This window comes from Thiothrix winogradskyi, from assembly GCF_021650935.1.
In the GTDB taxonomy this organism is placed as follows: Bacteria; Pseudomonadota; Gammaproteobacteria; order Thiotrichales; family Thiotrichaceae; genus Thiothrix; species Thiothrix winogradskyi.
Map to the genome: position 1 here is coordinate 2212138 of NZ_CP091244.1, position 13543 is coordinate 2225680.

A 13543-nucleotide genomic window follows, 5' to 3' on the forward strand; every position below is an offset into this window, starting at 1 on the left:
ATGGGGATGATTCCTCATGCACCAGTAGTGCCATTCGGCGGCTTATTGCTGACGTTTGGCGAATAAGCCGTTATCCTTGGATAATTAATAAAAAACATCCATCAAAACTTAATTGATCAGGGCACTATAGATGAAAATAATAAAGCTCTCCTTGTGCATCTCTATGGTTGGGGCATTTGCGACTTTGCCTACAGCCTATGCTAACGAGGTTGTCACCAACTGCACGCAAGTTGTCGAAAGTGGTGGCAGCGATAGCGATGCAACTAATAATGAATCTTGTGCGGCGGTTTCGATTCCGTTCGACTACGGTGACGCACCAGACCCTACTTTCCCGGTACTGCTCGCTAACGAGGGTGCACGTCACCAGCTTGGCACAGATGTGTATCTGGGCAAGTGTGTGGATGGTGATTCCGGTGCATTGCAGGGGGGCGGTAGTGCTGATGATGCTGATGAAGGTCAGTCTGTTTACGGCGTATGTGCAACCGATGAATTCGGTAAAAAAGATGATGAAGATGGCGTCGCGATTGAACCGCTGCATGTGGGTGATACCAAGAGTGTGGTACAAGTAACGGCGAGTGCCGCTTGTAAATTAAACGCTTGGGTCGACTGGAATCAAGATGGCAGTTGGGGTGGTGCAGGCGAGCAAGTTTTCATTGATCAGGTGCTCTCGGCTGGCGTCAATGACCTGACGATGGATGTTCCCGCCTTTGCAGCAGAAGGCACGATTTATACTCGCTTCCGTTGCTCTACAGCAGGTGCTGATGGCATCGGTGGCGAAGCGGCTGACGGCGAGGTCGAAGACTACGCTCTGAATATTTTGCCAGCCGTTCCAAAAACGCCGGTTTCTGTCGGTGACATTATTTGGGACGATACCGATAAAGACGGCAAGCAAACCGCTGGTGAAAACCCATTGGCAGGCGCAACTGTTAGCTTGCTGGATAGCACTGGCGCTCCTGCTAAAGATTTGACTGGCACGATCGTTGCCGAAATTACTACTGATGCGACCGGCAAATACCTGTTTGATAATCTGCCAGAAGGTGATTACAGCGTTAAAGTTACTCCACCGAAAGATTATATTCCTAGCCCAAGTGCGGGTGATGTGGATACCGTTCCGGCGAATGATGACAGCAACTGTGCGGTGCGAGGCGATGGCAGCATTACCACGGAATTGTTTACTCTGACGGCGGGTGGCGAACCGGTTGACGATGGTGATACGGATGCGAACAGCAACCTGAGCGTTGACTGTGGTTTCTATAAGCCGACCGAACCCGTGTACAGCTTGGGTAACAAGGTCTGGATCGACGATGGCGCGGATACCCCAGCGAATGTCAACAACGGCACACTGGATGAAGGCGAAGCCGCCGTAGCCGATGGTGTTGTGATTGAGTTGCGTAATGCCGAGGGTGCGCTGCTGACCACGACCACCACCAGCAAAGGTTTCTATTTGTTCAGCGGTCTGGCCGCTGGCGATTACAAAGTGTGTGTTGCCGCCAGCAATTTTGCAACAGGCTCAACGCTCGATGGTTTCAGCGCCAGCACGGGTGGTAATGAAACGGATGCGAATGCAGGTGTGGATAGCAACGACAATGGCAGTGATGTCATTGCCGAGGGCTTGTGTTCCAACGTGATCACCTTGGATGGCAATGCGCCAACCGGTGAGTTGGATACTGCTAGTGGTGTTGCGGGTGAAGACGGTGTTAATACCCCGGATGCCCTGTCTGACCTGACGGTGGACTTTGCGGTGATCCCACCAAAACCGGCAATCCCTGTTTCTGTGGGTGATACGGTTTGGATTGATGCCAATGAAAACGGCAAGCAAGATGAGGGCGAAGCTCCACTGGTTGGCGCAGTCGTGACCTTGCTGGATAAAGATGGCAACCCTGTGAAAGATTTGGATGGCAACAATGTTGACTACATCCAAACGGGCGTAGACGGTAAATACCTGTTCAGTGATTTGCCGGAAGGTGAGTACATTGTGCGGGTGAAAGCACCGGATGGCTACGTGGTGACGCAAGGGGGCGCGGCAGTCGATACGGATTCCGCTAATGACGACAGTAACTGTGCGGTAGTAGGCGGTAATGTGCAAACGCTGCCATTCATGCTGACCGCCGGTGCTGAACCTGTCAATGATGGCGATACCGATGCGAACAGCGATCTGAGTGTGGATTGCGGTTTCTATCAACCTAAAGAACCGACCCACAGTATCGGCAACCGCGTCTGGATTGATACCAACAACAACGGTTTGGCGGATGGGGGCGAAATGCCAGCCAGCGCAGGTGTCAGCCTAGATCTGAAGGATGCCAACGGTACAGTCATTAAATCCACCACTACCGATGCAACCGGTCGCTACTTGTTCAGCGGTTTGGCGGCAGGCAGTTATCAAGTGTGCGTTGTCGCTGACAATTTTGCGGCGGGCAATATTTTGGAAGGCTTCACCGCCAGCACGGGTGGAAATGTCGCTGATGCCAACACCGATATTGACGGTGACGACAATGGTACGGACGACATTGCCAGCGGCTTGTGTTCCAACCTCGTGGTGCTGGATGACCAGGAACCCACGGGTGAAAACGGTGTTAATGATCTACCCGGTGTTGACGGTGTAAACACAGACGACAACCGTTCCAACCTGAGCGTTGACTTCGGTATCGTAGCACCTGTTGTCGCACCAAAAGTGGTTGCTGTTGGTGATTACCTCTGGATTGATGCCAACCAAGATGGCAAACAGAATGCAGGTGAGCTGCCACTGGCAGGCGCTACTGTCACCTTGCTGGATAAAGACGGCAACCCTGCGAAAGACGTGGATGGCAATGCCATTGCGCCATTTACGACGGGCGCAGACGGTTTGTATGGCTTTACTAAATTGCCGGAAGGTGATTACAGCATTCGTGTACAAGCCCCTGAAGGCTATATGCCTACCACCAATGCGGGTGATGTGGATGAGGTTGTTGCCAACGATGACAGCAACTGTGCAGTGATGGGCGACCATGTACAAAGCGCACCGTTCACCTTGATGGCAGGTACAGAACCGGCTTCCGGCGTTGATGGTGATGGCGACAATAGCAACCTGACGGTTGACTGCGGTTTCTACCAGCCAAGCACAGCGGTGCACAGCATTGGTAATATGGTCTGGGTCGATGATGGCGCGGGCGATAACACCAAGGCAGACAACGGTCAGTTTGATGAAGGCGAAACCTTGCTTAACGGCATTAAATTGGAATTGCGTGATACCACAGGTGCAGTTCTTGACAGCACCATGACCGCCGGTGGTTACTACTTGTTCAGCGGCTTAAGTGCGGGCGAGTACCAAGTCTGTGTGTCAGCGAACAACTTCAGCGGCATGGGCAAACTGGTGGGTTACACTGCTGGCGTGAATGGCAAAGAAGCCGACGCTAACACTAATGGCGATAGCAATGATAACGCCGGTGCAATGACCGAAAATGGTCTCTGTTCCAACGTGATCGTGTTGGATGACCAAGAGCCAACCGGTGAATTGCCAACTGCCAGCGGCACTGCTGGCGATGATAGCATGGGTACGGAAGACAGCCGTTCCAACCTCACGGTTGACTTCGCGGTATTGCCACCAGCCGTAGCGCCGAAAGCCGTTTCCGTGGGTGACAGAATCTGGATTGACACCAACGAAGACGGTCAGCAGGACGAAGGCGAAACCGGTTTGGAAGGCGCAGTTGTTACCTTGCTGGATAAAGAAGGCAACCCTGTCACCGATCTGGATGGCAAACCGGTTGCACCGAAGACTACGGCAACTGACGGCATGTATTTGTTTGAGAATTTGCCACAAGGCGAATACTTTGTCCGTGTGGTAGCGCCAGAAGGTTATATCACCACTAAAGGCGGCGCAGCGGTTAACGATGACCCCTCCAACACGGACAGTAACTGCCAAGTGGTTGATGGTCAGACCCAAACCGGCGCATTCAACCTCACGACGGACATTCTGACCGTAGACTGTGGTTTCTACCTGCCAAAAGCCCCGATGCATAGCCTCGGTAACGCGGTGTGGGTCGATGCCAACAACAACGGTTTATTCGATAAGGATGAGCAGCCAGTCGTTGACGGCGTAGTAATGGAATTGCTGGACAAAGATGGCAAAGTCATGAAGTACACCGAAACCAAAAACGGTTACTACTTGTTCAGCGGTCTGGAAGCTGGTGAATACCAGGTTTGTGTGGCACACGGCAACTTCGACGAAGGTCTGCTGAAAGGCTATACACCAAGCACCGGCGGCGATGAGGCTGACGTTAACACCGGAACCGACAATGCTGACAATGGTGATAACAACACCCAAGACGGCTTGTGTTCTGAAGTCATTATTCTGGATGATAAGAGCCCAACGGGTGAATTGCCAACCGCCAGCGGCACTGCCGGTGAAGATGGCATGGGTACGGACGATAACCGTTCCAACCTGACCATCGACTTTGGTGTGATTGCGCCGGTAGCGCCAAAAGCCGTTTCCGTGGGTGACAGAATCTGGATTGACACCAACGAAGACGGTCAGCAGGACGAAGGCGAAACCGGTTTGGAAGGCGCAGTTGTTACCTTGCTGGATAAAGAAGGCAACCCTGTCACCGATCTGGATGGCAAACCGGTTGCACCGAAGACTACGGCAACTGACGGCATGTATTTGTTTGAGAATCTGCCACAAGGCGAATACTTTGTCCGTGTGGCAGCGCCAGAAGGTTATATCACCACTAAAGGCGGCACAGCGGTTAACGATGACCCCTCCAACACGGACAGTAACTGCCAAGTGGTTGATGGTCAGACGCAAACCGGCGCATTCAACCTCACGACGGACATTCTGACCGTAGACTGTGGTTTCTACCTGCCAAAAGCCCCGATGCACAGCCTCGGTAACGCGGTGTGGGTCGATGCCAACAACAACGGTTTATTCGATAAGGATGAGCAGCCAGTCGTTGACGGCGTAGTAATGGAATTGCTGGACAAATCCGGCAACGTCATGAAGTACACCGAAACCAAAAACGGTTACTACTTGTTCAGCGGTCTGGAAGCTGGTGAGTACCAGGTTTGTGTGGCACACGGCAACTTCGACGAAGGTCTGTTGAAAGGCTATACACCAAGCACCGGCGGCGATGAGGCTGACGTTAACACCGGAACCGACAATGCTGACAATGGCGACAACGATACCCAAGACGGCTTGTGTTCTGAAGTCATTATTCTGGATGACAAGAGCCCAACGGGTGAATTGCCAACCGCCAGCGGCACTGCCGGTGAAGATGGCATGGGTACGGACGATAACCGTTCCAACCTGACCATCGACTTTGGTGTGATTGCGCCAGTAGCGGCGAAAGCCACTGTCAGTGGTACGGTTTCGGTCGATACCACTGGGGATAGCGTCGGCGAAACCCCACTGGAAGGCATCCTCCTGTCGCTGTTGAACAAAGACGGCACACCGGTATTGGATAAAGATGGCAAGCCAGTGACGACGCTGACTAATGCTAACGGCGAGTACGTGTTTACCGATGTAGAGCCGGGTGATTATCTGGTCGTGGAAACTCAGCCAGAGGGTTACGATTCAGTCATTGATGGCGACACCACATTGCCAGAAGACGACGCTGCTAACACCAACACCACCGATGACAGCATTCCTGTCAGTGTGACAGCGGGCGAAACGGATGACGGCAACAACTTCGTAGAGCGTGCGCCAGTGAAACCTAACACGGTATCCGTGGGGGATTACGTCTGGATCGATGCGAATGAAAACGGTCAGCAAGATACGGGCGAAGCGCCGTTGGCGGGCGCAACCGTGACCTTGATGGATAAAGACGGTAAGCCAGTGGTATTGAGTGGCGACATGGCGATTGCGCCGATTGTCACGGGTGCAGACGGCAAATACCTGTTCAGCAATCTGCCAGAAGGTGAGTACAGCATCAGTGTGGCTGCGCCAAAAGACAGTGGTTATCTGCCTACCAAAGGTGGAGCCAAGGTTGACAGCGATCCATCCAACACCGACAGCAACTGCTCAGTGGATACGGGCAAAACCAGCCTGTTCACCTTAACAGCGGGCGCTGAGCCAGATGTGGAGGCAGACGGTGATGGCAAAGATGGCAATATGACCGTGGATTGCGGTTTCTACTTGCCTAAAACACCAACCCACAGCCTTGGTAATATGGTTTGGGTCGATAACGGTGAGGGTGGAAACGCAGGTAATGGTCGTTTTGATGCGGGCGAAACCTTGCCGAGCAACGTGGTGATGGAACTGCGTGATAGCACGGGTGCGTTGGTCAATACCACACAAACAGCAAGCGGTTATTACTTGTTCAGTGGCTTGACCGCTGGTGAGTACAAAGTCTGTGTGGCTGGCAGCAACTTTAATGAAGGTGCAGCACTGGATGGTTACACCGCCAGCACAGCAGCGAAAGAAGCTGATGCTAACGCGAATGGTGATAATAACGACAATGGCGACAGCACCGCTTCGGATGGCTTGTGTTCTAACCTGATTGTGTTGGATGACAAGGAACCAACCGGCGAGCAGCCAGTTGCCAGTGGTATTCCAGGTGATGACGGCATGGATACGGAAGATAACCGTTCCAACCTCACGGTTGACTTTGCGGTCGTGCCGGTTGAGCCAGTTGATCCGGGTACGCCGGTCTCCGTGGGCAACCAAATCTGGATTGACAGCAATGCCAATGGTCAGCGTGAAGAGGGCGAAGGCTTCCTTGAAAATGCAGTGGTGACACTCACTGATGCTTCCGGTCGTCCGGTGACAGATGTGGATGGCAATACCGTTGCGCCGCACACCACGGGTGCTGATGGTCTTTACCTGTTCGATAACTTGCCGGAAGGTGAGTATATTGTGACGGTTGAACCACCAGAAGGGTTCTTCCCTACCATTGGCGGGATTGATGTCGATGCTGATGCCAGTGATATTGACAGCAACTGCCGCGTGAATCCGGTCAATACCACGATTGAAACCCATCCGTTCACCTTAACAGCAGGTGCTGAACCTGATGCTGACGGTGACGATGCTAACGGCAATATGACCGTTGACTGTGGTTTCTACGGCTCCGTGTCTTTGGGTGACAAAGTATGGCTGGATAGCAATGCCGATGGTCAGCAAAACAATGCTGAGCCGGGTATCGGTGGCGTGAGCGTCAGCTTGTGGGAGGAAGATGGTATTACCCCGGCAACCGATGCCACTGGTAAGCCAGTCGCAGCGGTCATGACGGATGCTAGCGGTAATTATCTGTTCCAGAACTTGAAACCAGGTAATTACATCGTGGTCATGAATCCGGGTAAGGATTCAGGTTATAGCCTCACGAAAGGTGGTGCTGACCCGGATACTGATCCATCCAATACCGACAGCAACTGTAAGGTTGTCGAAGGGCGCTTCCAAACCCCAGCGGTCACGTTGACACCGGGAACGGAGCCTAACGCTAACGGTTTCAGTAACTTGACGGTTGACTGTGGTCTGTTCCGTCCTGTCAATCTGGGTAGCCGCCTCTGGTTAGACTTGGATGGCAACGGCAAACAGGATGGCGGCGAACCGGGTATTCCAGGCGCAACAGTGACCTTGTTGACAGTCGATGGCAAGCCAGTCACGGACGTCTTTGGCGATGTGCTGAAACCACAAACCACTGACGCTGATGGTAAGTACTTCTTCGGCAACCTGCGTGAAGGTGATTACATCGTTAAAGTTGTGCCACCGGTTGGCTATTTGCCGACTCTTGGTGGTAATGACCCGAACGATGATAATGCGACCGATAGCAACGGTGTGTTGGCACCAGATGGTAGCATTGTCAGCAAGCCGATCAGCCTCAAGTGGGGTGATGAGCCAGCAGATGGTGGTGCAACCAATACCACGGTTGGTTTCGGTTTGGTGGCGAACTTGCATGTTCCAACCCTGAGCCAATGGGGTGTGATGATTATGAGCATGTTGCTGGCAACGGCTGCATTCTTCCGCCGCCGTCGCGAAGACTAAGAGACCGGGGATTCCCCCCCTCCCTAACCCTCCCCCCGCAAGGGGTGGAGGGAACAAGAACAAAGGTCAGCTTTATGCTGGCCTTTTTTTGTGGATGATGCATAGCAAAAAAGTGTAGTATGTTCCCCTTTTCCAACGGCAGTTTTGGGGATTTATGGCAGGCAAAACGCTCTACGATAAGGTTTGGGATGCGCATGTGGTACGGCAAGAAGCCGACGGCACGGGCTTACTCTACATCGACCGGCACTTGGTTCACGAAGTCACCTCACCGCAAGCCTTTGAAGGGCTGCGTCTGGCTAACCGCCAACCTTGGCGCGTCAATTCAATGGTGGCAGTCCCCGACCATAACGTTCCCACTATCGGGCTGGAACACGGCATTACCGACCCCGTAGCACGTTTGCAAGTCGAAACATTGGATGCGAATTGCCGCACGTTTGGCATTACTGAGTTCAATATCGGCGACATTCGTCAAGGCATCGTCCACGTTATTGGCCCTGAGCAAGGCGCAACTTTACCCGGTATGACCGTGGTTTGTGGCGATTCGCATACATCTACGCACGGCGCATTTGGCGCACTCGCGCACGGCATCGGCACCTCCGAAGTCGAACACGTCATGGCAACCCAATGCCTGATCCAGAAAAAAATGAAAAACATGCTGATCAGTGTGGATGGCAAAGTTGGTGCAGGCGTGACCGCCAAAGACATTGTGCTGGCGATCATCGGTGAAATCGGCACGGCAGGTGGCACAGGTTACGCGATCGAATTCGGCGGTGAAGCCATCCGCGATTTGTCGATGGAAGGGCGCATGACGGTGTGCAATATGGCAATCGAAGGCGGCGCACGCGCTGGCATGATTGCCGTGGATGACACCACCATTAACTACGTCAAAGGCCGTCCGTACTCGCCTAAAGCAGAAGATTGGGAAGCAGCCGTTGCTGCATGGCAAGATCTACACTCTGATGCGGACGCAGTATTTGACCGGGTGATTCGTCTGGATGCTGCGAGTATCCAGCCGCAAGTGACGTGGGGAACGTCGCCTGAAATGGTGTTGCCTGTCGATGGTAAAACTCCAGACCCGGCGAACGAAATTGATCCCGTCAAAGCCAGTGGCATCCGTGCCGCGCTCAAATACATGGGCTTGGAAGCGAATATGCCGATTACTGACGTGCAAATCGACAAAGTATTCATTGGCTCATGCACCAATTCGCGCATCGAAGATTTACGCGCTGCGGCGGAAGTCGCCAAAGGCCGCAAAGTCGCGGCGAATGTAAAACTGGCAATGGTTGTCCCCGGCTCTGGTTTGGTCAAACAGCAGGCGGAAAACGAAGGCTTGGACAAAATTTTCATCGAAGCAGGGTTTGAATGGCGTGCGCCGGGCTGTTCCATGTGCCTTGCGATGAATGCCGATCGCCTCGAACCGGGCGAACGTTGCGCCTCCACCTCCAATCGCAATTTTGAAGGGCGGCAAGGGCAGGGCGGGCGTACCCATTTGGTTAGTCCAGCAATGGCGGCAGCAGCGGCTGTTACCGGCCATTTTGTCGATGTCCGTACCCTTTAAGGAGATGATCTCATGCAAAAGTTACTAAGTGTTTTATCCCTGATGGCATTATTGCTGCTGGTTGGTTGTAGCACAATTGAAGGTGTCGGCAAGGATTTAAAATCGCTGGGCGGTACGATTGAAAAAGAAGCAGCGACAGACAAGGCTAAATAACTGATGGAAAAATTTACTGTACACACGGGTTTGGTGATTCCTCTTGATCGTTCTAACGTCGATACGGATGCCATTATTCCCAAGCAATATTTGAAATCTATCCAGCGCACCGGTTTTGGTCCCACGTTGTTTGACGACTGGCGTTACCTTGAACCGGGCGAACCGGGCATGGATCACAGCAAACGTACCCCGAACCCCGATTTCGTGCTGAATGCGCCGCGTTATGCCGGTGCGTCTGTGCTATTGGCGCGTGAAAACTTTGGCTGTGGTTCGTCGCGGGAACACGCGGTATGGGCGTTGACCGATTACGGCATTCGGGCGGTGATTGCGCCGAGTTACGCGGATATTTTCTTCAACAACAGCTTCAAGAATGGCTTGTTGCCGTTGACCTTGCCTGCTGAGGTGGTTGATCAGTTATTCGTTGAGGCACAAGCCACCGAAGGCTATCAGCTCACCGTGAACTTGGAAGAGCAGCAAGTGGTTACGCCGAGTGGCACAACATTCGCGTTTAGCATTGACGAGTTCCGCAAGTATTGTTTGTTGAACGGGCTGGATGATATTGGGCTGACGTTGCAACATGCCGATGATATTCGGGCGTATGAAGCAAAGCGTAAGCAAGTCGCGCCTTGGTTATTTTAAGATTTGATTTGGGTTAGATGGTTATGACACACAAAATTTTGGTATTGCCCGGTGATGGCATTGGCCCGGAAATCGTGGCAGAAGCAGTTAAAGTCCTCAACGTGTTCACCGCTGAAGGCAATTTGTCGGTAGAGCTGGAATACGCCAACATCGGCGGCATCGCTTACGACAAAGAAGGGCAGCCGTACCCTGAAACCACCAAGGCACTGGCAAATAAGGCAGATGCTATCTTGTTAGGTGCAGTCGGTGGCCCGCAATACGACGCGCTGGATCGCCCGTTACGCCCCGAACGCGGTTTACTGGCAATTCGTGCTGACTTAGGTTTATTTGCCAACCTGCGCCCCGCAATTCTGTACGAAGAACTCGCATCGGCTTCCACCCTGAAACCCGAAGTGGTGGCAGGTCTGGACATTATGATCGTGCGCGAATTAACTGGCGGCATCTACTTCGGTCAACCGCGTGGTATTCGGGTGTTGGAAAACGGTGAACGCCAAGGCTTCAACTCTGCCACTTACACCGAATCCGAAATCGAACGCATTGCCCGCGTCGGCTTTGAAACCGCGATGAAGCGCAACAAACGTTTGTGTTCCGTCGATAAAGCCAACGTGCTGGAAGTGTGCGAACTGTGGCGCGAAATCGTCGAAAAGGTCGGCAAGGAATACCCCGAAGTCGAACTCAGCCACATGTACGTCGATAACGCCGCGATGCAATTGGTACGTGCGCCGAAGCAATTTGATGTGATTGTAACCAGCAACCTGTTCGGTGACGTGCTGTCTGACGCGGCGGCGATGCTGACCGGCTCTATCGGCATGTTGCCATCTGCTTCCCTGAATTCCTCTGCGTGCGGCTTGTACGAACCAATCCACGGTTCTGCCCCCGACATCGCAGGCAAAGGCATTGCCAATCCGTTGGCAACCATTCTGTCCGTGGCAATGTTGCTGCGTTACAGCCTCAATCGTCCAGAACTGGCTGAGCGCATCGAAGCGGCAGTGAAAACAGTACTGGCATCAGGCGTGCGCACCGGCGACATTTATACCGAGGGCGACCGTAAGGTCGGCACGGCAGAAATGGGCGATGCGGTTGTGGCAGCTTTACAAGGGTAATCATGACTAAGACTTACAATGTAGCAGTCGTTGGTACGGGCAGTCTGGTTGGCGAAGCCATACTGGACTTGCTGGCTAAACGTAAATTTCCAATCGGCAAGATTTATGCGCTGGAATTTGCAACCGATGGCGAACAATACGTCGATTTTGGCAATAAAACGCTGGATATTGAAGCGGTCGAAGATTTCGATTTTTCCAGCGTGCAATTGGCTTTATTTGCCAGCACGGAAAGCGTAGCGGCGGATTATGTGCCAAAAGCGGTAGCGGCTGGTTGCATTGTTATTGATGACAGCGCCTGTTTCCGTTTCGAGGCGGATGTACCGTTAGTCGTACCGGAGGTGAATCCAGACGCCATTGCGGGGTATAAGCAGCGTGGGATTATTGCCAACCCCGGCAGCATGGTGAGCCAGATGCTGGTGGCATTAAAACCCTTGCATGATGCTGCTGAAATTACCCGCATTAATGTGGCGACGTATCAGGCAGTTTCTGGCACGGGGCGGGTAGGTATCAATGAGTTGGCGCGTCAGACGGCGCAATTGCTCAATGCACGACCGGTCGAGCCGGAACTGTATGCCAAACAGATTGCGTTCAATCTTTTTCCGCATATTGGCGCGTTTCAGGAAAATGGCTATACGTGGGAAGAAATGAAAATGGTGCAGGAAACCCGTAAAATCATGGGCTTGCCTGAGCTTGGGGTGAATCCAACAGCGGTGCGTGTACCCGTGTTTTTTGGACATGCGGCAGCTCTCCACATAGAAACGCAACGCAAGCTGACGGCTGCTGAGGCGACCGGGTTGTTGCAGCAAACGGCTGGTGTGGTGGTGTTGGATGAGCGGGTAGACGGTGGTTATCCAACCCCTGTCACCGAAGCGGTCAATACGGATGCAGTGTATGTTAGTCGTATTCGTGAAGATATTTCTTGTATGTCTGGCTTAGATTTATGGGTGGTTGCTGATAATGTCCGTAAAGGTGCTGCATTAAATAGCGTACAAATTGCCGAAATATTAGTGCGTGATTATCTGTAGGTGTGGTTAAGCGGGAATTAATTCATTCTTGTCCACAATGAGCCACAGATAGAATGGGTGTAAGCACCTGTTCAATAGCTAATATTCGGGGCAGCATTGCTTGGCATAATGTACTAATATATATTCCAGCGCTAAGAAGCAATAACTAGAATCGCTATTCATCATAATAATTAAGGGCGGAATAATGCTTACACAGGTGATGAATCGGGAATGCCACAATCTTATACAGATAAAGAATCAATTGAAGGGGAATTGCAGTGAATAAACAAGCCTTGAGCTTAGCTATATTCATCGCCGGAGCATATCCAGCGGCTTCCAGCGCTTTGGGGCTTGGAGACATTGAATCCAACTCTCACCTGAACCAGCCGTTACGCGCAAAAATTGACTTATTGTCTGCTGCCCCGGCAGATGCCAGTAAAATTCAGGTTCGTTTAGCACCACCCGAAGTATTTAACCGGGTCGGTGTGGCACGTCCTGAGTTTCTGGGAAGTTTGCGTTTTACACCAACAGTGCAGGGCGGCAAGCCAGTCATTCTGGTGTCGTCCGATGCGCCGATTCAGGAACCCTTTGTTAATTTCCTGCTGGAAGTAAGCTGGCCCCAAGGTCAGTTGCTCAAAGAATATACGGTAATGTTAGACCCGCCAGTGCTGATGCAACCTGGCAATACGGTTGCGGGCGAGGCTGCCGTGCGGGCAGAGCCTAAAGCAGCGGGTAATGTACGCCGTCAGACATCTCCAGCACCCGTGGCTAATCAAGCAGCACCACAGCAGCAACAGGCGGAAGCTCCGGCGCGGAACCGTACTTACCGTGTCAAATCGGGCGATACCCTATTCTCGGTCGCTTCACGTCTCCAGCGTTCCGGTGTTAGTAATGATCAGATGATGATGGCCTTGTTCCGTGCAAATCCGGGGGCATTTGTTGATAAAAACATCAACAACCTCCGTGCCGGTGCGGTGATGAAAGCGCCAAGTAGTGGCGATATTAAAGCGGTGTCGCGTGCTGAAGCTCGGCGTCAGATTCGCCAGCAAAATGCGGAGTGGCGCGAATTAAGAAAGTCACTGGCAGGTAATACTGTACCGCAACAAACGTCTGCTAAGTCCGCCGCAAAGCAGCC

6 protein-coding genes and 1 pseudogene are annotated in these 13543 nt (G+C 52.6%); all 7 read left to right on the forward strand.

Annotated elements, in window-relative coordinates; translation table 11 throughout:
* The first annotated feature begins 130 nt into the window (after window positions 1-130).
* Window positions 131-7951 carry an IPTL-CTERM sorting domain-containing protein gene (locus L2Y54_RS11305; RefSeq protein ID WP_236496217.1) on the forward strand — a complete coding sequence of 2607 codons (7821 nt, stop codon included), beginning with the start codon at window positions 131-133 and terminating at the stop codon, window positions 7949-7951.
* Between the two features lie 154 nt (window positions 7952-8105).
* Window positions 8106-9509, forward strand: coding sequence for a 3-isopropylmalate dehydratase large subunit (gene leuC, locus L2Y54_RS11310; RefSeq protein ID WP_236496218.1), 1404 nt, complete (start codon window positions 8106-8108; stop codon window positions 9507-9509).
* A gap of 12 nt (window positions 9510-9521) precedes the next feature.
* Window positions 9522-9662, forward strand: coding sequence for an entericidin A/B family lipoprotein (locus tag L2Y54_RS11315; RefSeq protein WP_236496219.1), 141 nt, complete (start codon window positions 9522-9524; stop codon window positions 9660-9662).
* 3 nt (window positions 9663-9665) lie between these two features.
* Window positions 9666-10301, forward strand: coding sequence for a 3-isopropylmalate dehydratase small subunit (gene leuD, locus L2Y54_RS11320; protein WP_236496220.1), 636 nt, complete (start codon window positions 9666-9668; stop codon window positions 10299-10301).
* Between the two features lie 23 nt (window positions 10302-10324).
* Window positions 10325-11404 carry a 3-isopropylmalate dehydrogenase gene (gene leuB / locus L2Y54_RS11325; RefSeq protein WP_236496221.1) on the forward strand — a complete coding sequence of 360 codons (1080 nt, stop codon included), beginning with the start codon at window positions 10325-10327 and terminating at the stop codon, window positions 11402-11404.
* A 2-nt stretch (window positions 11405-11406) separates the two neighbouring features.
* Complete coding sequence (locus L2Y54_RS11330) at window positions 11407-12429, forward strand: aspartate-semialdehyde dehydrogenase (RefSeq protein WP_236496222.1); 1023 nt, start codon at window positions 11407-11409, stop codon at window positions 12427-12429.
* 257 nt (window positions 12430-12686) lie between these two features.
* Window positions 12687-13409 (forward strand): annotated as a pseudogene (locus L2Y54_RS21995) (type IV pilus assembly protein FimV); the annotation flags it as partial.
* Between the last annotated feature and the right edge of the window lie 134 nt (window positions 13410-13543).

What these genes read in the sequence shown, in the direction of transcription:
- leuD (WP_236496220.1), top strand. Translation starts at nt 9,666, where the DNA reads ATGGAAAAATTTACTGTACACACGGGTTTGGTGATTCCTCTTGATCGT.
- leuC (WP_236496218.1), top strand. Translation starts at nt 8,106, where the DNA reads ATGGCAGGCAAAACGCTCTACGATAAGGTTTGGGATGCGCATGTGGTA.
- L2Y54_RS11330 (WP_236496222.1), top strand. Translation starts at nt 11,407, where the DNA reads ATGACTAAGACTTACAATGTAGCAGTCGTTGGTACGGGCAGTCTGGTT.
- leuB (WP_236496221.1), top strand. Translation starts at nt 10,325, where the DNA reads ATGACACACAAAATTTTGGTATTGCCCGGTGATGGCATTGGCCCGGAA.
- L2Y54_RS11305 (WP_236496217.1), top strand. Translation starts at nt 131, where the DNA reads ATGAAAATAATAAAGCTCTCCTTGTGCATCTCTATGGTTGGGGCATTT.
- L2Y54_RS11315 (WP_236496219.1), top strand. Translation starts at nt 9,522, where the DNA reads ATGCAAAAGTTACTAAGTGTTTTATCCCTGATGGCATTATTGCTGCTG.